19 protein-coding genes and 1 pseudogene are annotated in these 19,878 nt (G+C 43.2%); 7 read left to right on the plus strand and 13 right to left on the minus strand.

The annotated features are described in order from the left end of the window. Positions 1 to 4 precede the first annotated feature (4 nt). The 3 genes from EQY75_RS12520 to EQY75_RS12530 all read right to left on the minus strand — a co-directional run bounded on the left by EQY75_RS12520 (position 5) and on the right by EQY75_RS12530 (position 2,609). Positions 5 to 1,132 carry a DUF819 family protein gene (locus EQY75_RS12520; RefSeq protein WP_129606365.1) on the minus strand — a complete coding sequence of 376 codons (1,128 nt, stop codon included), beginning with the start codon at positions 1,130 to 1,132 and terminating at the stop codon, positions 5 to 7. 36 nt (positions 1,133 to 1,168) lie between these two features. Beyond that, a complete protein-coding gene (gene rsmI / locus EQY75_RS12525) occupies positions 1,169 to 1,840 on the minus strand; it encodes a 16S rRNA (cytidine(1402)-2'-O)-methyltransferase (RefSeq protein ID WP_129606367.1) in 672 nt (223 codons plus the stop codon). Between the two features lie 82 nt (positions 1,841 to 1,922). Beyond that, positions 1,923 to 2,609: a hypothetical protein gene (locus EQY75_RS12530; RefSeq protein ID WP_129606369.1), complete on the minus strand. Its 687-nt coding sequence runs from the start codon at positions 2,607 to 2,609 to the stop codon at positions 1,923 to 1,925. Positions 2,610 to 2,712: 103 nt separating this feature from the next. Here EQY75_RS12530 and EQY75_RS12535 point away from each other — a divergent pair, with 103 nt between their 5' ends. The 6 genes and pseudogenes from EQY75_RS12535 (at position 2,713) to EQY75_RS12560 (ending at position 9,536) form a co-directional block, all read left to right on the plus strand. Continuing rightward, positions 2,713 to 3,375: a thymidine kinase gene (locus EQY75_RS12535; RefSeq protein WP_129606371.1), complete on the plus strand. Its 663-nt coding sequence runs from the start codon at positions 2,713 to 2,715 to the stop codon at positions 3,373 to 3,375. 69 nt (positions 3,376 to 3,444) lie between these two features. Further along, positions 3,445 to 4,553 (plus strand): annotated as a pseudogene (alr, locus tag EQY75_RS12540) (alanine racemase). Between the two features lie 91 nt (positions 4,554 to 4,644). Beyond that, positions 4,645 to 5,049: a large conductance mechanosensitive channel protein MscL gene (gene mscL, locus EQY75_RS12545; RefSeq protein ID WP_129606373.1), complete on the plus strand. Its 405-nt coding sequence runs from the start codon at positions 4,645 to 4,647 to the stop codon at positions 5,047 to 5,049. 198 nt (positions 5,050 to 5,247) lie between these two features. Next, complete coding sequence (locus EQY75_RS12550) at positions 5,248 to 6,237, plus strand: aspartate-semialdehyde dehydrogenase (protein WP_129606375.1); 990 nt, start codon at positions 5,248 to 5,250, stop codon at positions 6,235 to 6,237. An 88-nt stretch (positions 6,238 to 6,325) separates the two neighbouring features. Then, complete coding sequence (locus EQY75_RS12555; protein ID WP_129606377.1) at positions 6,326 to 8,482, plus strand: prolyl oligopeptidase family serine peptidase; 2,157 nt, start codon at positions 6,326 to 6,328, stop codon at positions 8,480 to 8,482. Positions 8,483 to 8,513: 31 nt separating this feature from the next. Then, positions 8,514 to 9,536 (plus strand): sulfate/molybdate ABC transporter ATP-binding protein, encoded by a 1,023-nt coding sequence (locus tag EQY75_RS12560; protein WP_342774004.1) that lies wholly within the window; start codon positions 8,514 to 8,516, stop codon positions 9,534 to 9,536. Here EQY75_RS12560 and EQY75_RS12565 read toward each other — a convergent pair. The 8 genes from EQY75_RS12565 to pdxA form a co-directional block, all read right to left on the minus strand. Further along, the gene (locus EQY75_RS12565; RefSeq protein ID WP_129606378.1) at positions 9,533 to 10,867 is read right to left on the minus strand and encodes a GntP family permease; all 1,335 of its coding nucleotides are present in this window, start codon (positions 10,865 to 10,867) and stop codon (positions 9,533 to 9,535) included. The two genes, EQY75_RS12560 and EQY75_RS12565, sit on opposite strands and share 4 nt — an antisense overlap. 93 nt (positions 10,868 to 10,960) lie before the next feature. Continuing rightward, on the minus strand, positions 10,961 to 12,073 hold the full coding sequence (locus EQY75_RS12570; protein WP_129606380.1) for an NAD(P)/FAD-dependent oxidoreductase: 1,113 nt from the start codon (positions 12,071 to 12,073) through the stop codon (positions 10,961 to 10,963). Between the two features lie 36 nt (positions 12,074 to 12,109). Beyond that, positions 12,110 to 13,465, minus strand: a complete 1,356-nt coding sequence (gene accC / locus EQY75_RS12575) for an acetyl-CoA carboxylase biotin carboxylase subunit (RefSeq protein WP_129606383.1) — start codon at positions 13,463 to 13,465, stop codon at positions 12,110 to 12,112. 78 nt (positions 13,466 to 13,543) lie between these two features. Beyond that, the gene (gene accB / locus EQY75_RS12580; protein ID WP_129606385.1) at positions 13,544 to 14,026 is read right to left on the minus strand and encodes an acetyl-CoA carboxylase biotin carboxyl carrier protein; all 483 of its coding nucleotides are present in this window, start codon (positions 14,024 to 14,026) and stop codon (positions 13,544 to 13,546) included. Positions 14,027 to 14,052: 26 nt separating this feature from the next. Next, entirely contained in the window at positions 14,053 to 15,045 is a 993-nt protein-coding gene (locus EQY75_RS12585; protein ID WP_129606387.1) for a beta-ketoacyl-ACP synthase III, read from the minus strand. 168 nt (positions 15,046 to 15,213) lie between these two features. Beyond that, the gene (gene rpmF, locus EQY75_RS12590; RefSeq protein WP_129606389.1) at positions 15,214 to 15,411 is read right to left on the minus strand and encodes a 50S ribosomal protein L32; all 198 of its coding nucleotides are present in this window, start codon (positions 15,409 to 15,411) and stop codon (positions 15,214 to 15,216) included. Positions 15,412 to 15,419: 8 nt separating this feature from the next. Further along, positions 15,420 to 15,950: a YceD family protein gene (locus EQY75_RS12595; RefSeq protein WP_129606391.1), complete on the minus strand. Its 531-nt coding sequence runs from the start codon at positions 15,948 to 15,950 to the stop codon at positions 15,420 to 15,422. A gap of 107 nt (positions 15,951 to 16,057) precedes the next feature. Beyond that, positions 16,058 to 17,116 carry a 4-hydroxythreonine-4-phosphate dehydrogenase PdxA gene (pdxA, locus tag EQY75_RS12600; protein ID WP_129606393.1) on the minus strand — a complete coding sequence of 353 codons (1,059 nt, stop codon included), beginning with the start codon at positions 17,114 to 17,116 and terminating at the stop codon, positions 16,058 to 16,060. Positions 17,117 to 17,245: 129 nt separating this feature from the next. Between pdxA and EQY75_RS12605 the strand changes: the two genes are divergently transcribed. Further along, positions 17,246 to 17,833, plus strand: coding sequence for a riboflavin synthase (locus EQY75_RS12605; RefSeq protein WP_129606395.1), 588 nt, complete (start codon positions 17,246 to 17,248; stop codon positions 17,831 to 17,833). Positions 17,834 to 17,843: 10 nt separating this feature from the next. Here the strand turns inward: EQY75_RS12605 and EQY75_RS12610 are convergent, their stop codons facing one another. Together EQY75_RS12610 and EQY75_RS12615 are read right to left on the minus strand one after the other, a co-directional pair. Next, on the minus strand, positions 17,844 to 19,040 hold the full coding sequence (locus tag EQY75_RS12610; protein ID WP_129606397.1) for a hypothetical protein: 1,197 nt from the start codon (positions 19,038 to 19,040) through the stop codon (positions 17,844 to 17,846). Beyond that, a complete protein-coding gene (locus EQY75_RS12615; RefSeq protein WP_129606399.1) occupies positions 19,037 to 19,873 on the minus strand; it encodes a type 1 glutamine amidotransferase in 837 nt (278 codons plus the stop codon). Before EQY75_RS12615 ends, EQY75_RS12610 begins: the two co-directional genes overlap by 4 nt. Positions 19,874 to 19,878 lie beyond the last annotated feature (5 nt).

Below are 19,878 nucleotides of genomic sequence, written 5' to 3' on the forward strand. Positions count from 1 at the left end.
CTTTTCAGATGATAAATTGTTCAAGTAGGTAGATGGTAAGAATTCCCCAGAAGGTACCTGTAGCCATACTTAGGATAGCCAGAACCACTGCATGGGGCATCCATTTCTTTTCATAAGCTGCCGTAACTGCCGGAGCCGTGGCAATTCCTCCCACATTGGCCATACTGGCAATAGGTACCCAGGCCATATTGAGGTTCAGCAATTTGGCAATGATCATCATAAAAATAAAATGTCCAATCAACCAGAAAATCAGGAAAACCATAAAAGTGGTGTTGAAGCCCAGGGTGGCAAATTGCAGCTTTAAGCCCAGGACGGCCATCACCACAAGAATAAGAATTGCACCCGCCCTCAAAGCGAATTTAAAATTCCATTTTGGCCACAAATTACTGATCGCCAACCCAACAAGGGAAAGCAGGATCACCTTTGCGATAAAACTTTCCAGTAAGAGATTCGTGAAAATCACGGTGCCCAGGAGAACGACAACAATCATCCATGGAGGCAGTACCTTTGAAGGGTCGGAACGGAGACTCTCGGGAATACCCAAATCCGTAATCCTCAATTTTCGGTTGATAAGGTTGCTCCCTTTGATAAATTGAAACATCAGAATGGTCCAAATATTTACCAATATATTATCCATAACCAGAATGGAAAGAAAAATATCCTCGGGGCATTCTACCAGTTCTTTGAGGACTAACTGACTGGTACTTCCTCCAATCCAGCTGCCTACAATGGGTGGTATCCCCTTCCAATATTCAGCTTTTACCAGGGTATTGCTCACAAAATCGCTTTCCAGGAAAAATATCCCAAAGAAGAAGGGAAAAAGAGCAATAAAAACGGATCCTCCTACGAATAAAAATATGGGTTTCCAGCCTATAGCCTTGAGTTGACCCACGGATAAACTGCTCATTACGGCAATGATTGCCAATGGAATAAAGTAGTCTCGGCTAAAGGAGTGAATTTCATCCTGGGAATAGTCTGCCCCTATCAGCTGTGAAATGATCGCAGGAAAAATATAAGCCAGTAAGATTGCCGGTACCCAATCAAATAGTGACTTAATATGTTTGTTTTCCCATCGATCGAGCAGAAAGACAGCTACTACGGTGAAAAGGGTGATCATCCACGGTGCAAACATGCCGGAAAAAATACGACATTTAATTACAACAGGGGCCTATTTCTTTCCTCCGACCACGATCACGAGTTCGCCTTTCACGGGATTTTCTTTGTAGTATTCCAGCACCTCAGCGAGGGATCCGCGGACCGTTTCCTCGTAAATTTTTGTCAGTTCCCTGGAAACAGAAGCGGGCCTGTCCTCCCCCAGGGTATGAATCAAATCATCCAGGGTCCTCAGGAGTTTATGAGGGGATTCATAGAAGATCATGGTCCTGCCTTCTTCCTTAAGGGATAACAATCGGGTTTGCCTGCCCTTTTTAACAGGCAGAAATCCTTCAAAAACAAAACGCTCAGACGGCAGTCCGCTATTTACCAGCGCCGGGATGATTGCCGTAGCCCCCGGCAGACATTCTACCTGAATGCCCGATTCAATACATGCACGTGTAAGGAGAAATCCGGGGTCGGATATGCCTGGCGTCCCCGCATCGGAGATCAAGGCGAGGGATTCACCTCCCTTTAATCTTCGCACTAATGAATCAACCACCTTGTGTTCATTGTGCATATGATAGGACTGCATCGGACTGCTGATCTCAAAATGCTGAAGAAGTTTCCCACTGTTCCTGGTATCCTCGGCAAGGATAAGGTCAGCTTCTTTCAGAATACGAATGGCCCTGAGGGTAATATCTTCCAAATTACCAATTGGCGTTGGTACGAGGTATAAGGCTCCCATGGATATGGTTATTTGTTAAATATAAAAAGCCGAAAGTAAAGAAATAAACTTTCGGCCTGCGTTTTGTATGATTCGATTTGTCTTAAGAAAATCGACGCTGAATCAGTGCGATAAATCTGGTAGCGTAATCATCTTTTCCCTCCCAGTTGTTGTATTCTGGTTTCACCATGTTGTCTATAAATGCCATAGAGCGATCTACAGACTCAATCGTATTTAACTGAGACAGAACCCGGTTAAACTCCTCTGTACTGTCATTAAAAAGATGTTTTACAAAGGCCAGACGGTCATTCAGGCCAATCACAATTTCTTTCTTGGTCAGCTTGTCATTAAGTGACCTTTCTTTTTCAGATTTTTCAGGAATTACCTGATCTGGTGTTACCTCATTAGCATCATTTTTCTGTACTTCCGTCTTTGCTACAAATTCGGCGAACAACTGCTCAATATTGACGTCCTTAGGCATTTCAGATACCATGTGCTTAATGGTGTCTATTCCGGGGGTCATGATATCCTCTTCATGGGGATTGTTTTCAGGAACTCCCTTATTTCCCGCCATAACGGCCGTAGCCATTTTTTCAAATTTTGAGGCAATCACGTTTTTCGAAACGTCAATTTCAATATCGTTCAATTTTTCTTCGATAAATTTCAATACTGCCAGCTTTTCGTACAGATTTTTAGCAGCTTCATAGAGCCCGGGAATATCATCCTTGTCCTGAGAGGTAATTATCTCGGTGGAGAGTTTTACCAGTTCCTCTTTCAGTTTACGCTTCATTTGCTTTTTTATTTTCTTCCCTGTAAAGGTCTGTCTTTTTTAATACTTTTATACTTATTTAATTCTAACGAAGGAAATCCCTTATTTCGTCTAAAATTACAAAATGTTTCTCGAAAACACTGTTAATCATAAAGAACAATTTGGGTGGATAGAGGTGATCAGCGGGTCAATGTTTTCGGGTAAAACAGAAGAACTTATCCGACGGCTGAAACGGGCCAAATTTGCCAAGCAAAAGGTGGAAATATTTAAGCCGATCATCGATACAAGGTACAGTGATGAACGGGTGGTTTCTCACGATGAGAATGAGATCAAATCTACCCCTGTACCCTCCGCATCCCACATCAGAGCACTGGCAGAGGACTGTGATGTGGTAGGTATTGACGAGGCTCAATTTTTCGATGATGAGGTGGTGACGGTTTGCAATGACCTGGCCAATAAAGGGATCAGGGTAGTAGTAGCCGGTCTTGACATGGATTTTAAGGGCAATCCTTTTGGTCCTATGCCGGCTCTTATGGCCACTGCGGAATACGTGACCAAAGTTCACGCCGTTTGCACCAGAACCGGGAACCTGGCCAATTACAGCTTTCGAAAATCTGATGATGAAAACCTTGTATTGTTAGGTGAAATCGAAGAGTATGAACCCCTGAGCAGGGCTGCATTTTTTAAAGCCATGTTAAAGGAAAAAGTGAATTTGATGGACGTTCAGGGAGAAGAAATTTTGCCTCAACAAAATGCCAGTCAAAAATCAAAACATAAAAAATCATAGCCTGTTCCGACCTGAAATTCGGACAGAATAATTCAATTTAAATGATGTACTTCCTATATCCTAGTTCCTATGCAAGACACTCATGAGACGGTGCTCGAAATCAATTTAGGAGCGCTGGAACACAATTATCGATTTCTTCGCTCTAAAATTGACCCTTCGACTAAATTTATGGGAGTTGTTAAAGCAACGGGCTACGGAAGTGACCCCCTGGTTATTGGCAGGAAACTGGAATCGTTAAAAATTGATGCCCTTGCAGTCGCTTACGCTTCAGAAGGAATACACCTGAGAAAAGGAGGAATTAAATGTCCTATTTTGGTTCTGCATCCACAGGAAGCGAATTTTGATGGTATAATTAGCCATTGTCTGGAACCAAGCCTCTACAGCCCTAAGATCTTAAAGGCATTTCACAAGGTCGCAGGAGAGGCGTCCCAGAAAGATTATCCTGTCCATCTTAAATTTAATACCGGCCTGAATCGATTGGGCTTCTGGGAAAATGATGTGAATTACATCAAACAAGAATTGGGAGATTCCGGGGTCTTGAAGATCAAAGGAATTTTTCACATTTGGGTGCTTCGGAAGACTTGTCGGAAAAGGAATTTACTAATGGTCAGATCAAGGCATTTGAAGGTATTGTGGCCGAAGCAGAACAAGCACTTGGACCTATTCCTATTAAACACCTGCTCAACACCTCAGGCATTCTAAATTATCCCAAAGCTCAATGGGACATGGTCCGAAGTGGAATTGGATTGTATGGTTTCGGGAACGATGCTAAATACGACTCTGAATTGTACCCTGTTGCCTCTCTAAAAACTATTATTTCACAATTACATCGCATTGAACCGGGGGAAACCGTAGGGTATAACCGCGCGTTTCGCGCAGAAGACTATAGAACTACGGCTACACTACCCTTGGGACATGCAGATGGTATAGGCCGACAATACGGCAACGGGAAGGCTTCTGTTATCATTCATGGGAATCGCGCTCCCATTATCGGAAATGTATGTATGGATATGCTAATGGTTGATGTCACCGGAATTGATTGTAAAGAAGGAGATGAAGTGACCCTTTTCGGAGAAGGCCAAAGTGCGGAACAATTTGCCTCTTTCGCAGGAACTATTTCTTATGAGTTGCTCACAGGCATCTCTCCGAGGATAAGACGAATCTATAAGGAATATTAGAAATTTATCTACTTTAGTATATCAAATATGTAGATCAATATTTGAACGCATGCGCTTAACAACCATTATTTACTAATTTAAAACACAAACCATGTTAAAAGAATTCAAGAAGTTTATTATGACTGGCAATGTCATTGAATTTGCCGTTGCTGTTATCCTGGCCGGGGCAGTAAGTCAGGTGGTCAACGGATTTGTCAAAGACATTGTAATGCCTGTAGTAGGTGAATTTACAGGAGGGGTCGACTTTGCCAATTTAAAATATGTGCTTACCGAAGCTTCAGGAGTTGCCGGAGAAGCCGGTGCTGTTGCTGAAAATGCTATCCGTTACGGAGCCTGGATCAATTCCATTGTCAACCTGATCATTGTTGGCTTTGTGCTGTTTATGATTATAAAGGCCTATAATAAAACTAAAAAACCACCAGCTCCGGCAGCACCGAAAGGTCCTAGCCAGGAAGAACTCTTAGCTGAAATCAGGGATCTTCTGAAAAAGCAGTAGATAAAATACACCTGTATCATACAGGCAAACCGCTATACTACTAGCAAAAATTAAAGCCCTTTGTCTGGCCACGCAGCCCGGACAAAGGGTATTTTTTTGTTATTTATCTAACAAGTTGTGATATTCCTACAAAACTATAGGGCTTTCTTGTGCTACATAACCCTTTCTATTACCTTTGCCCCACAAAAATAAGGTGATATGAAAGTAGCAGTTGTAGGAGCCACGGGTATGGTAGGAGAGGTTATGCTAAAAGTATTGGGAGAGCGCAACTTTCCTGTTTCAGAACTACTTCTTGTAGCATCTGAAAGGTCTAAGGGAAAAACACTCAGCTTCAAAGGAAAATCATATACTGTAATTACACTGCAAGAAGCAGTAGCCGAGAAACCGGATCTCGCCATATTTTCTGCAGGGGGTGAGACTTCTATGGAGTGGGCACCTAAATTTGCAGCTGTTGGCACTACAGTTGTTGATAATTCATCTGCCTGGAGGATGGATCCGAATATAAAACTAGTGGTCCCTGAGATTAACGCACATGTGTTAACCAAAAAGGACAAAATCATTGCCAATCCCAATTGCTCCACCATTCAGTTGGTCCTGGTCCTTGCTCCTCTTCATAAAGCTTACACCATGAAAAGAGTGGTCATTTCTACCTATCAGTCGGTTAGTGGAACAGGAGTGAAAGCCGTACAGCAAATGGAAAATGAAGTGGCTGGTCGCAAGACTGAAATGGCCTATCCCTATCCTATACATCGTAATGCACTACCCCATTGTGATGTCTTCATGGAAAACGGATACACCAAGGAAGAAATGAAACTTGCCAGGGAGCCGAAAAAAATACTCGGTGATGACAGTTTTCACATTACCGCAACAGCCGTCAGAATACCTACTGCAGGAGGGCACTCCGAATCGGTTAACGTCACCTTTGAAATGGATTTTACCTTGCAGGAGGTAAGGCAACTGCTAAATGAGACCCCGGGAGTGATTGTCCAGGATAATCCGGAGACCAATACCTATCCGATGCCTATTTACGCACATGACAAGGATGATGTATTCGTAGGGCGCATCAGAAGAGACGAATCACTTCCCAATTCTCTTAATATGTGGATCGTCGCTGATAATTTAAGGAAAGGGGCTGCTACCAATGCGGTGCAAATAGCCGAATATCTCGTTCAAAACAACCTGGTCTGAAAAGGGCCATAAATTCTGTTAAAAAGTCCGCTCCCCTTGCCATTACAGAAGAAATTAAGGTATTTTTGCGCCTCAATAAAATATCCTTATGAAAAAAATTGCCTTGGTCCTTTTAGCCCTGACTGCCTTTATGGCCTGTAAAAATGAATCAACCTCAGAAAGATTACTTGTGAATTATCCGATGACTCAAAAAGTGGATACTGTCGATACTTATTTTGATGTTGACGTTCCTGATCCATATCGCTGGCTGGAAGATGACAGGAGCGCAGAAACCGAGGAGTGGGTGAAGACCCAGAATGATGTTACGTTTAAATATCTGGAAAGCATTCCCTTCAGGGAAGACTTGAAAAACCGGATGGAAAAATTATGGAATTACGAAAAGTTAAGCGCCCCGTTTAAGGAAGGTAACTATACCTACTATTACAAAAATGATGGCCTGCAAAACCAAAGTGTGGTTTATCGCAAGAAAGACGACGGTAAAGAAGAAGTTTTCTTAGACCCCAACACCTTTTCTGAAGATGGGACAACCTCACTTGCCGGTCTTAGTTTCAGCAAAGACGGATCTTTGGCAGCCTATCTCATCTCAGAAGGGGGTAGCGACTGGAGAAAAGCTATTGTACTTGATACAGAGTCGATGGAAATTCTCGAAGACACCTTATCTGATATTAAATTTAGCGGCCTTGCGTGGAAAGGGAATGAAGGTTTCTACTATTCTAGCTATGACAAGCCCGAAGGCAGCGAACTCTCTGCCAAGACAGATCAGCATAAGTTGTATTACCATACGCTGGGTACAAAACAAGCTGATGATAAATTGATCTATGGAGGAATACTTCCCGAAAAACACAGGTATGTTTCTGCAAGTGTAACTGAAGATGAACGCTTTCTGGTCGTGTACCCAAGAACAACTACCTCCGGAAATAAGATGCTGATCAGAGATCTTTCAGATCCCAACGCCCTTTTTATTACTGTTTTAGATGACGCTGATTCGGATAGTTATGTGATTGACAGTGAGGGCACCACCCTTTTTATTCAGACCAATAGGGATGCTCCTAACCAAAAGGTTGTGCGAGTAGATGCGTCAAACCCCAAGCCGGAGAACTGGGAAGATGTTATTCCTGAAACAGAAAACGTGCTCAATGCAAATACTGGAAGTGGATACATCTTTGCGGAGTATATGATTGATGCCATTTCCAAAGTACTCCAATACAATACCAAAGGCGAATTGATCAGGGAAGTTGATCTGCCCGGAATTGGAAGCGCAGGAGGTTTCTATGGTAAAAAAGAAGCGGAAACCCTCTATTTTTCCTTTACCAATTACAATACGCCAAGCTCTATTTATAAATTTGATCCTGCAAGCGGAGAATACAGCACATATTGGAAACCTGAAATCGATTTTAATCCTTCTGACTACGAATCAAAGCAGGTATTCTATACATCTAAGGACGGTACCAAAGTCCCTATGATCATAACTTTTAAGAAAGGCACAGCATTAAATGGTAAAAACCCAACCATCCTCTACGGCTACGGGGGGTTTAATGTAAGCCTTACTCCTTCCTTCAGTGTCTTAAATGCAATCTGGATGGAACAGGGAGGGGTGTACGCCGTTCCTAACTTAAGAGGAGGTGGCGAATACGGAAAGAAATGGCACGATGCGGGAACCAAAATGAAGAAGCAAAATGTTTTCGACGATTTTATCGCTGCAGCAGAATATCTAATCGAAAATAACTATACCTCAAAAGATTATCTGGCCATCCGCGGTGGTTCTAATGGCGGTCTGCTTGTTGGTGCAACGATGACACAGCGACCAGACCTGATGAAAGTTGCTCTCCCGGCAGTTGGGGTGCTCGACATGTTGCGTTATCATACTTTTACGGCAGGTGCCGGATGGGCATATGATTATGGAACTGCAGTAGACAACCCTGAAATGTTTGAATATCTGAAGGGGTATTCGCCTCTTCACAATATTCAAGAGGGCGTTGAGTATCCGGCTACGCTGGTCACCACAGGGGACCATGATGACCGGGTTGTTCCTGCGCATAGTTTTAAGTTTGCCGCTACGCTACAGGAAAATCAGGCAGGGGATAATCCTACTCTGATCCGTATTGAGACTAATGCTGGTCATGGGGCGGGTACCCCTATCAGCAAGACGATAGAACAATATGCTGATATCTTCGCGTTTACTTTTTATAATATGGGCTTTGATACTTTGCCAAACCAAAAAGTATTAAAAGAATTTAAAGATTAGTCTCCCTGAGGGTTGATTTAAATCCGTTTCTTTGGAGACGGATTTTTTTAATGGAATCCGGGAAAGCGGGCTTATGTTACAAGTAAATAATCTTTCTTTTGCTTACGAGGCAGTCAAGGTGCTGAAAGGTATTTCCTTTGAAATTGCTCAAGGAGAGCACGTAGCGGTGATGGGGGAAAGTGGTTGCGGAAAAAGTACCCTGTTAAAATTGATCTACGGCTTGCTTACTCCTGGCGAAGGGGAAATCTCGTGGCGAAACGAGCAGGTAAAGGGACCGCTTTACAAATTGGTGCCGGGGGAATCCTACATGAAGTACCTTTCACAGGAATTTGATCTCATGCCATTTACAACGGTTGCGGAAAATATCAGTGAACACCTCTCCGTTTTTTATCCTGAACAGTTAAAGCAACGAACAGAAGAGCTTCTGGAAATGATAGAAATGACCTCTGAAGCTCAGGTGAAGGTTAAAAACCTTAGCGGTGGCCAGCAGCAAAGAGTTGCCCTGGCAAGGGTTCTGGCACAAAAGCCCGACATTTTATTGTTAGACGAACCTTTCAGCCATATTGATAATTTTCGGAAAAACAGCCTGAGGCGTAATCTTTTCAAATACCTCAAAGAGGAGAACATCAGCTGTCTTACCGCAACTCACGACCATCTGGATGTTTTGCCTTTCGCAGATCGGATCCTCGTGCTTAAGGACAAAGAATTACTGGTAGATGGCGAAACAAACAAGGTATTTGAATCCCCGAAGAATTTTTATGTAGCCAGTCTGTTTGGAGAAGCCAATGTGCTCCCCATCACAGTCCTGAAATCCTATGCCGATACCAAAAGAAATATAATTGTTTATGCCCACGAATTTAAAGTGGCCAATTCTTCCGGCCTTGCTACCCGGGTAAAGAAGCTATATCCTATGGGAGGGTACTTTCTCGTAGAAGGAGAATCTGAAGACGGGAAGATCTATTTTCACTCCGAAAAACCACTGAAAATAAATGCCAAAGTCTACCTTAATGTAGCCATAGAAACCATCAACAAACGATTGAGGGAAATTAACTAAGAAAAGAGAAGGGAAGCTATAAAAACGCTAACAGCCCCGGTAATTCCGAGAACGGCAGTTCCCAATCCAAATAGTCGATATCCTGTTTTCACATTCATTCCGCTCATTTGTGTAACCACCCAGAAAAAACTATCATTAGCGTGGGAGACCATCGCAGATCCCGAACCAATAGCCACTACCACCAGAGCTTTTTGAATTTCTGTTTCATATCCCAGCGAGGGCATCATAGGGGCAATGATAGATGCCGTAGTGACTAGTGCCACAGTAGATGATCCCTGGGCCGTTTTAAGAGCCGCCGCCAGAATAAAAGGAAGAAATATCCCGATATTGAGATCTTGCAAGGCATTACCCAGCAGCTCCGCAATACCGGACATTTGAAGTACAGTACCAAAAATCCCGCCTGCCCCTGTGATCAGAAGAATTGAAGCCCCATCTTTGATTGCCTTGCCTACCCAGCCTGCAGAAGAAAGCATATCCTTATTGAGTTTCTTTGGCAAAAACAAGCACAAAAACACCCCTATCAGCAGAGCAATAACAGGCTCTCCTACGAAGCTAATTATTTGAAATGCCAGGGACAATTCACCTTCCACCTGTACTACCAATACGGATTTGAGTACAATAAGAACAATGGGAACAAGGATAGGTAGTGAAGACTTCATTATCCCGGGAGCTTCTTCTGAATTCCTATTTTCCTCAATGCCAGACTCGTCCCCGTCATCAGGATCAATATAGGTGCGCGAGGCGTATTTAGAGGCAAAAATAATTCCTGCGGTTAGTGCCACAAGACTCACAGGAATCCCAAATGCAATTACCAGTCCCAGATTGGCTTCCAGGATGCCAGCTGCAGCGATCGGACCGGGTGTGGGAGGTACCATCGTATGCGAGGCCATCAGGCCGAGGCCAAGGGCAATAGCCGCACCTGCAAGAGAAATTTTTGCCTTTTTACTCAAGCCTTTATTAAGCGGGTGCAGAAGCATAAAACCACTATCCGCAAAAACCGGAATAGATACGATGTACCCAATTACTCCCATGGCTAAAGGAATACGTTTTTTACCAATCAGGGAAAGTACCTTCATAGCGATAGTCTGAGCCCCTCCTGTATTTTCAAGGAATGCCCCAATGATCACTCCCAGAACGATGATCAGACCAATTTTACCCAGGGTCCCCCCGAAGCCCTCATTTATTGCAACCGTAATTTCTGATAAGGGCATACCGGCAAAAAATCCGTAGGCAATAGAAATAATCAGAAGGGCGAGAAAAGGGTGTACTTTGAGTCGAGTTGTCAGCAGAACAATACACAGTACCGCTATTATCAGGTAAAGTATTTCCATTAGATCATCCGGATTTAATCAAGGTGCCGGTCTGACTAAAATACGTATTTCCTGATATACTGCTTAAGGGGAATAATTGTAGAACAAAGGTGGCTATACCAATTGGGCTAAATCCCTTCCAACGCTACTGCCAATGGCAATACCCATGCCCCCCAGACGAACCCCGTAGAATACCCGATCTGATTGCCTTTTTACAATAGGTTTTTTCTTAGATCCAACGCCCATAATTCCGCTCCAACGCCGATCTATTTCGAAAGAAGTTTCAGGAAGTATAACTTCATGTAAAAGGCGTTCAAGTTCGTTCTGAATTAGATCTGTCAAACCTAATTCCTCAGTTTCCTCTCCCCTGAAATTGAGATTGCGCCCACCACCAAAAAGGATCCTATCTTCGACGTTCCTGAAATAATAATACCCCTTATCAAAATGAAAAGTTCCCTGTATTTGCAAGTCAGGAATCGGTTTGGTGATCAGGACCTGTGCTCTGGCGGGTTGAAGATCACTCTCCAACCATTTGGCAGCAAAGCCGTTGGTTGCTACGATTAATTTCTCTGTTCTGAAATCCAGGTCTTTTGTGCGTACACTTATGCCGTGAGCATCCTCTTCGTGGTTTAAGACCTCCATTGCGTTGAAGATTTGAATTCCCGAGGCTTGTACCTTGGCCTGCATAGCGGCCATCATAAGACCGGTATCAATCTGACCTTCAAATGGGTTGGTAATATAGTGGGGCCCAACCCTAGAAAAGCCAAAGGTATTTGGCTGCAGCACAAAAGCAGGGCTTTTGAATACTGGGCTTAAAAGATCATTGACTAGTTCAAGTTTGGCCTTGCACTGCTCAAATAGCTCCTTATCCTTGTCCAAAAAAAGTTCGTGCCCTCCCCATTGATGAAAGTTCAATGCTCTATCTCCCAATGCTGACCGCAGTAATTCGATTCCCTCAAAACGCTTTTTCACCAAAGCGAGTACTTCCTCCGGACTGTGTTGTTCAAGGTCATAAAGTATCTCAGAAATACTACCAAAACAGGCAAAGCCCGCATTTTTTGTACTTGCTCCCCGGGGAAGTATCCCTCTTTCAAGGACCACTATTTTAGCTTTGGGATATTTTCTCCTCAGTTCAAGGGCACAGGATAGTCCTACGATACCACTACCTACAATGGTATAGTCGATCCCTTTAAACCAGGTACTGTATTCCCAATGGCTGAGGTTCATTAGAATAGAAACTCCGGCGCTTGCCGGAGTTATAATTTAGTTGTTTTCGGGTTCCGGATTCATTTTAAAATCCTCCATGAATTTGGTGGTATAATTCCCCGCCAAATAATCTGGGTGATCCATCAATTGTCGATGGAAAGGTATAGTGGTTTTAATTCCTTCGATCACGAATTCATCCAGTGCCCGTTTCATTTTATTGATTGCCTCTTCCCTGGTTTGGGCAGTGGTAATCAGCTTGGCAATCATAGAGTCATAGTTTGGAGGAATGGTATAGCCGCTGTATACATGGGTATCGAGACGTATTCCGTGGCCTCCCGGGGTATGCAAAGTGGTGATCTTTCCGGGTGAGGGTCGGAAGTTGTTGTACGGATCTTCGGCATTGATCCGGCATTCGATAGCATGTAATTTTGGATAGTAGTTTTTCCCCGAAATAGGTACTCCGCCGGCTACCAAGATCTGTTCCCTGATCAAATCATAGTCTACCACCTGTTCTGTGATAGGATGTTCAACCTGGATCCTGGTATTCATTTCCATAAAATAGAACTTACGGTGTTTGTCTACCAAAAATTCTATGGTACCTGCTCCTTCGTACTTAATAAATTCTGCTGCTTTGATCGCAGCTTTCCCCATATCTTCCCTGAGCTTATCCGTCATAAAGGGCGATGGAGTTTCTTCTGTTAGTTTCTGGTGTCTCCGCTGGATAGAACAATCTCTTTCGGAGAGATGGCAGGCTTTTCCAAACTGATCGCCCACAACCTGAATTTCAATATGCCGGGGTTCCTCAATAAGCTTTTCCATATACATTCCGCCATTGCCGAAAGCGGCGGTTGCCTCCTTTACTGCGCTATTGAAAGCTGCCTCCATTTCTTCTTCCTTCCATACGGCCCGCATTCCCTTACCTCCACCACCGGCAGTAGCTTTGATCATTACCGGATAGCCCACTTTCTTAGCGGTCTTTTTAGCGTCTGCAACGTCCTTCAGTATACCCTCTGAACCGGGAACACAAGGCACTCCTGCCTTTTTCATGGTTTCCTTGGCCGTGGCCTTGTCGCCCATTTTATCGATCTGTTCACCGGTAGCTCCGATAAACTTTATATCGTGTTCGGCGCAAATCCTTGAGAATTTTGAGTTTTCAGATAAGAAGCCATACCCTGGATGTATTCCATCGGCATTGGTAATTTCCGCTGCAGCGATAATATTTGGAATTTTCAGATAGGATTCGCTACTGGGAGCCGGGCCAATACACACGGCCTCGTCTGCAAAGCGAACGTGGAGACTTTCTTCGTCTGCCTTTGAGTATACGGCTACGGTCTTAATCCCCATTTCCTTACAGGTACGAATAATTCTCAGGGCAATTTCACCTCTGTTCGCAATAAGTATTTTCTTAAACATAATTACCTCATTTTCAATGACCAGGACAATCTGTTCTCCCTCTCAGGGACTAAACATTCCTGGTGCTGTTATTATGTATTAGGATGGGTCTACCAGGAAAAGTGGTTGATCAAACTCCACAGGAGAGGAATCGTCTACAAGGACTTTTACAATTTTTCCTGAAACTTCTGATTCTATGTCATTGAAAAGCTTCATTGCCTCAATAACACATAGTACATCACCAACGGCGATACTATCCCCAACTTCCACAAAAGAAGGCTTATCCGGAGAAGGCTTTCTGTAGAAAGTACCAATTATCGGTGATTTAATCGTTACGTACTTTGAGTCTTCTTCTTTTTTAGCAGGAGCTGCTTCGGTTGCAGGTGCTGGTGCTGCCGGTGCCTGAGGGGTAGGAGCAGGTGCCATTGCTGCAGGGACTTGTTGAATATAAGTAGTTTCCCCACCGGAATCTGCACTCCCTGTTCTGATCGTGATCTTAATTTCATCGGTTTCCAGTTTTACTTCACTGGCACCGGATCTCGCCACAAACTTAATTAAGCTTTGAATCTCTTTAATATCCATGGTATTCTTATTTGATTAGTTCTTGCTTAGTTATATGCCCATTTTAAATATATGGAGCCCCAGGTAAAACCACCACCAAAAGCGGCAAAGACCAGGTTATCTCCTTTTTTCAACTGCTCTTCATAATCGCTCAGTAAAAGCGGTAAGGTAGCAGAAGTAGTATTGCCATATCGCTGAATGTTCATCATCACTTTGGCGGGATCAAGACCCATTCGATTTGATGTAGCATCAATAATTCGTTTATTCGCCTGGTGAGGAACCAGCCATTGTACGTCATCGTGTGTAAGTTCATTCCTTTCCATGATGCGCGCGGCAACATCTGCCATATTGGAAACAGCAAATTTAAATACCGACTTCCCGTCCTGGAAGACGTAATGCTGTTTGTTCTTCACAGTTTCTTCGGAGGGTGGGAGAAGAGATCCTCCGGCCTCAATTTTAAGAAACTCTCTTCCGTTTCCATCAGACCTGAGGTATTCGTCTAACAACCCCATTCCATCAGTGTTCGGTTCAAATAAAACAGCACCTGCTCCATCGCCGAAGATGATACAGGTGGTCCTGTCTGTGTAATCGAGGATAGAAGACATTTTGTCCGCCCCAATCAGCAAGACTTTTTTGTACTTCCCTGATTCTATATAGCGGGCGGCAGTTGACATCCCGTAAAGGAAATTGCAACAGGCTGCCTGTAAATCGTATGCAAAGGCATTGACAGCCCCAATTTGACTGGCTACATATACCGCTGTTGAAGCTACAGGCAAGTCTGGAGTAGCCGTCCCCAATATAACGAGGTCAATCTCGGCCGGGTCTATATTTGATTTTGCTATCAGGTCCTCAGCGGCTTTAATTGCCAGGTAAGAGGTGCCTTTATCTTTATCCTTTAGGATTCTGCGTTCTTTAATTCCGGTGCGGGTGGTAATCCATTCATCTGTAGTTTCCACCATGGTTTCCAAGATCTTATTGGTTAACCTGTAGTCTGGCACAAAGGCCCCCACAGCTGAAATCGCTGCTGTAATTTTGGTCATGCGAACAAGAGTTTTATAAGGAAACCTTTAAAAAATGCTCCAAAAGTGGTGAAAAATAGTGATTTTTTATGACTTTTATGATCAAAATAGTGCTTTTTCGGCCTTTACTTAGTGGTCATAAAAAAACTCCCATTGTAGTAAATGGGAGTCTTTGATCTTATTTCAGAATTAAGCCGAAACTTCTTCCGATTTGTCTATCAGCACCTGGCCTCGGTAGTATAATTTACCTTCGTGCCAGTGAGCTCTGTGATACAAATGCACTTCTCCTGTTGTAGGATCTTTTGCAAGAGTTGGAGCTACCGCTTTATAGTGAGTTCTTCTTTTGTCTCTTCTGGTTCTGGAAATTTTCCTCTTAGGATGTGCCATCGCGACTTTTATTTATCCGTTAGTAAATTTTTTAAAGCATCCCACCGGGGATCCGTATTATCTTTGTTATTTGATTCTTTTGGTTGCAATTCTTCGAGCTTTTTCAAAGCTTCCGACTTGAGAGTTCCATCCTCCACTCCCGGGTGGATTCTTTTTTGAGGTACGGCAAGCACAAGCATCTCGTAGATGTATTGCGCAATATTGAACTGATGTTCCCCATGTGGAATAACAAGGATCTCATCATCCTCGTCATTGTATTCTTCTCCAAACTTCACCACAAGCGGCAAAGATGCAGAAACCTCCTGATCAAAGGGTTCATTGGTAAGGTCACAGGCTACATTAACTGTGCCCTGAGCTTCCATTTCAAGTTCCATAACCGTACTCGTTTTGTTAAAATGGACTTTAACCGAAATATCGGTCTCATTAAACTCTAAGTACTCAAAAGATTCAAAGAACGAATTATTAATATGATACTCAAACGAGTGTGCCCCTACTTTTAATCCTGAAAAAGGAATTATAAATTCCTTACGCGTCGTCATTGTGTTCAATCGTTTAAGGCGTGCAAAGATAAAATTATTTTGTCAATTGCAAATCAATTTATCAATTATTTAGGCCTCTTATACTGAAGGAGATGCCAAATTCAGGACTATCCCTGAGAAGCCCTTGTTTTTTGCTTCCGCAAAGGGTTTTTTGAGATCTCCTTATAATCCTCCCTGTTCCTGTAAATCTTTATAGCGGTAAACACCGCTTCCTTAAAGGAACCCGGGTCTGCCTTGCTCTTCCCGGCAATTTCATATGCCGTGCCGTGGTCAGGGGAAGTCCTCACCCTATTCAAGCCTGCCGTGAAGTTTACTCCTTGCCCGAAGGATAAGGTTTTAAAGGGAATAAGTCCCTGGTCGTGGTAGGCCGCCAGAATGGCATCAAATTGCTTGTAGACATCAGATCCAAAAAAACTATCAGCAGCATAAGGCCCGAAGATCAGCTTTCCGTTGCTGACCATTTCTTTAATTACGGGTCTCAAAACCTCATCGTCCTCTTTTCCAATAACTCCATTATCCCCACTGTGAGGGTTGATTCCCAACATGGCAATTTTCGGCTTTGTGATGGCAAAATCTATTTTCAGGCTTTTCTCTATGATGTCGATCTTATTTCTGATCCTTTTGGACGTGATGTTCTCGACCACATCTTTCACCGCTACATGGTCTGTTAAAAGTCCAACCTTTAGGGTGTCAGTGACCATGAACATCAAACTTTCCCCCCCGAGTTCCTGAGCGAGATAATCAGTATGTCCAGGAAAATTAAAGTCTTCTGCCTGAATATTTTTCTTGTTTATAGGTGCTGTTACGAGGACATCTATTTCATTATTTTGGAGTGCTTTTACTGCGGCTTTTAATGATTGAATGGCATATTTGCCCGCTTCTGCTGTCTCTTTTCCGTATTGTATTTCCGGAGTTTGTTTCCAGACATTAACGACATTGACTTTGCCGGAAATCGCCTGAGATGCCCGTTCAACCCCGTGAAATGTAATGTTTATTCCCAGGTCGGACTTCTGCTGACTTATCGTCTTATTCGAAGCAAAAATAACCGGGGTACACAACTCCAGCATCCTGTTGTCCTCAAAAGTTTTCAGGATCACTTCACACCCAATGCCATTGAGGTCTCCCACTGATATCCCAACTTTAATATTTGCACTTTCCTTCTTCATATATCTTGTCTTTGCCTTACCTTTGACACTTAAAATGAACGCCGCAGGCGCTTCTTTTTATTTAGTTCAAAAATACGTTATTAAGACCTTCCCGACGGTCTAAAAATTTCTTTTTTAATCCCCTCTGTCATGTTTACAGGAATAATAGAAACCCTTGGTAAGATCACAAACCTCCAACAAGAAGGCAGCAATCTTCACCTTACCATCTCCACTCAACTCGCATCCGAACTCAAAATCGATCAAAGTGTTGCTCATAATGGTGTTTGCCTTACCGTGGTGGGAATTGAAGGTGATTCTTATGTGGTAACCGCTGTAGAAGAAACCCTGCTGAAATCTAACTTAAATGATCTTAAAACGGGAGACCTGGTGAACCTTGAGCGGGCTATGATCCTGGGAACTCGGCTTGACGGCCACATCGTGCAGGGCCACGTGGATACTACCGGTACTTGTACTAAAATTGAACAGAAAGACGGCAGTTGGTATTTTACCTTCAATTACCCGGCAAAACCAAATGATATTACCATCGAAAAAGGATCCATCACTGTAGACGGGGTAAGCCTCACGGTTGTAAATTCGGAGGAGAGCAGCTTTAGTGTGGCCATTATTCCCTACACCTATGAACACACCCGATTTAAAGAATACGAGGTCGGCAGCAGGGTAAACTTAGAATTTGATGTCATTGGGAAATACGTAGCCCGACTCTTGAGCAATCGTTAATTGCAGTTACCTAATCCTCGAAAAAACTGATGGAAGATCCTATCCAGGAATCATTTGTGAGGTGAGAAACATTAATCATGGGGCCTTTTCCCATTCGTGTAAGGTTAACCACAGGCTTTAATTTTCCTTCTTCCTCGCTCCAAATATAAAGTATACGCAACTCTACCTTTGCGTTTTTATCCGTATTGGTCTTGATAAGAGGAGCGTAGGTAACCTTTTGCTGAAGCATATAATTCTTTCGGTCTTCTATAGAATTGAGTAATTCCCAGGTAGGCTCCAGGTTCACACCTTTCCCTGCAAAAGAAAATAGCGGTTTAAGGACGTACTCACTGAGATCAATATCTTTGGGGATCTCGTCCAGGTAGTATGAATTGGGCACGCTTTCGTGGGAAAGCATAGGCATTATGCATTTAGAGATCATAAAGAACCAGTCCGGGTTGGTAATCCACTCTACGTCCAGGTCATCAAACAGATTGAAATTCGTTTTGAGGTCTTTAAACTGATACAGGTCATCAAAAATTACCCGGTTGTATATCCTGCTTATCCTGATTTTCCGTCCGTCTTTTTCGTAATACAACTGTTTCCCTTCTTTGATGATCTTTGTCATGCAAACCACCGCTATCCCCAGGGCCTGTTGAGTAGCTGAGAAATCGATCCGCGTCTTTTGTTTTTCGGGATAGATCTCCATCAAGATCACATTCTCGGGATCTTCTTCTCCTAATATAACTTCCCTAAGGGTGTTGAAATAGGTTTCTTCCGTGTGTCCTCCCAGTAAATAGTGATATCCTTTATCGGGCAAGTTTGGGTAATGCTTTTTGAATGCCTTGGCTAAAAAAGGTTGATAACAAAAGAGGGAGGGAAAAGCTTGTAATTCAATCAGCTGTGGACTTAAATTTCCTTCTTCATCCTGGCAAATTCCAAAGTCAATACCGAGAAAATGCGGATTGCCCACAGGAGTAGGTGAATGCAGATGTTTAGGCATAAAGCGTTGCCTTACCTCTTCAAATTCGAGTTGGTCCAGTTGCTCAAGTATAGCCTCACAGGCGTCGAGCACCTTTTTCTTCATCTCGCGATCAATAAAAACGGGGGTTTCTGAAATTCGGAATGGACATGGTTCTCCAAAAGTCTGTAAAACCTCCTGCTGCAGCCCTTCGTAATACGACTGCTTAAAATCTCGGTTAAATGCCTCTCTTACTCCGGATATCATACAGATACAGGGGTTTGGTGATCGATAGCATCGGCTGCTTGCTCTAAAAACTTAGGGATTATTGTCCTGTTTGTCTTCAGGATTTTATCGTCATCGTCTAAATGGGTCATCATATCGAGATACTTCTTTTTTCCGTGATGTTTTACAATGTGGGCTCGCTTATCGGCTCTTTTAAAGTAGCGCATCATTCCTTCCGAATCTGCTTCCGGATGGAATTGTACCCCAAAAATTTCTTTTGAAAAACGAATGGCCATAACGGCTCGTTCAAGCGGAACGTGGGGTCTTTTCTTTTCCTTGCACAGCACTTTGCACCCCAGGCTTTTAAGCCTTTTCTTTTTAGGTTTTACCACCTGATAATCTCTGGAATCTACTGCATAAAATGGGTTTTGAAGTCCGTCGAGCAGGGATTCCAACCTTCCCTTCTTTGTTTTGTGAACGGGCATAATGCCAAATGCCGTAGACTTTCTTTTGGTCACTTTTGCCAGGTTCCAATGGATCACAGCCACCTGGAAGGAATGGCAAATCAGGAAAAGGTGTTTCTTCCGTTCCTCGAGAAGATTGTGGTCATAAATATCATCAAGAAACCGGTAAAATTTCTTTTCCCACTTCTCCCCTTTGGGTTTTGGAGAATCCGGTCCGCCAGAGGCGATAAAAATATCAAAGTCATGAATTTCCGGAACCTCGTGATGTACACGAACATCGAAGATGCGATAATCCCCGTTGATATCCTCTCTGTTTATAAATTGTTCAACAAGCAGTTTAATACAGCGCATCCCCTCATTGGGTTGCCCTGCATTCATGTCGAGAATGGCAATCTTATATGTTGAGTGCATTAATT

Source organism: Muriicola soli (assembly GCF_004139715.1).
Classification (GTDB): Bacteria; Bacteroidota; Bacteroidia; order Flavobacteriales; family Flavobacteriaceae; genus Muriicola; species Muriicola soli.

Bases quoted from the DNA above. Each gene is read 5' to 3' on its own strand.
- EQY75_RS12520 (WP_129606365.1), bottom strand. From the start codon at position 1,132: ATGTTTGCACCGTGGATGATCACCCTTTTCACCGTAGTAGCTGTCTTT.
- rsmI (WP_129606367.1), bottom strand. From the start codon at position 1,840: ATGGGAGCCTTATACCTCGTACCAACGCCAATTGGTAATTTGGAAGAT.
- EQY75_RS12530 (WP_129606369.1), bottom strand. From the start codon at position 2,609: ATGAAGCGTAAACTGAAAGAGGAACTGGTAAAACTCTCCACCGAGATA.
- EQY75_RS12535 (WP_129606371.1), top strand. From the start codon at position 2,713: ATGTTTCTCGAAAACACTGTTAATCATAAAGAACAATTTGGGTGGATA.
- mscL (WP_129606373.1), top strand. From the start codon at position 4,645: ATGTTAAAAGAATTCAAGAAGTTTATTATGACTGGCAATGTCATTGAA.
- EQY75_RS12550 (WP_129606375.1), top strand. From the start codon at position 5,248: ATGAAAGTAGCAGTTGTAGGAGCCACGGGTATGGTAGGAGAGGTTATG.
- EQY75_RS12555 (WP_129606377.1), top strand. From the start codon at position 6,326: ATGAAAAAAATTGCCTTGGTCCTTTTAGCCCTGACTGCCTTTATGGCC.
- EQY75_RS12565 (WP_129606378.1), bottom strand. From the start codon at position 10,867: ATGGAAATACTTTACCTGATAATAGCGGTACTGTGTATTGTTCTGCTG.
- EQY75_RS12570 (WP_129606380.1), bottom strand. From the start codon at position 12,073: ATGAACCTCAGCCATTGGGAATACAGTACCTGGTTTAAAGGGATCGAC.
- accC (WP_129606383.1), bottom strand. From the start codon at position 13,465: ATGTTTAAGAAAATACTTATTGCGAACAGAGGTGAAATTGCCCTGAGA.
- accB (WP_129606385.1), bottom strand. From the start codon at position 14,026: ATGGATATTAAAGAGATTCAAAGCTTAATTAAGTTTGTGGCGAGATCC.
- EQY75_RS12585 (WP_129606387.1), bottom strand. From the start codon at position 15,045: ATGACCAAAATTACAGCAGCGATTTCAGCTGTGGGGGCCTTTGTGCCA.
- rpmF (WP_129606389.1), bottom strand. From the start codon at position 15,411: ATGGCACATCCTAAGAGGAAAATTTCCAGAACCAGAAGAGACAAAAGA.
- EQY75_RS12595 (WP_129606391.1), bottom strand. From the start codon at position 15,950: ATGACGACGCGTAAGGAATTTATAATTCCTTTTTCAGGATTAAAAGTA.
- pdxA (WP_129606393.1), bottom strand. From the start codon at position 17,116: ATGAAGAAGGAAAGTGCAAATATTAAAGTTGGGATATCAGTGGGAGAC.
- EQY75_RS12605 (WP_129606395.1), top strand. From the start codon at position 17,246: ATGTTTACAGGAATAATAGAAACCCTTGGTAAGATCACAAACCTCCAA.
- EQY75_RS12610 (WP_129606397.1), bottom strand. From the start codon at position 19,040: ATGATATCCGGAGTAAGAGAGGCATTTAACCGAGATTTTAAGCAGTCG.
- EQY75_RS12615 (WP_129606399.1), bottom strand. From the start codon at position 19,873: ATGCACTCAACATATAAGATTGCCATTCTCGACATGAATGCAGGGCAA.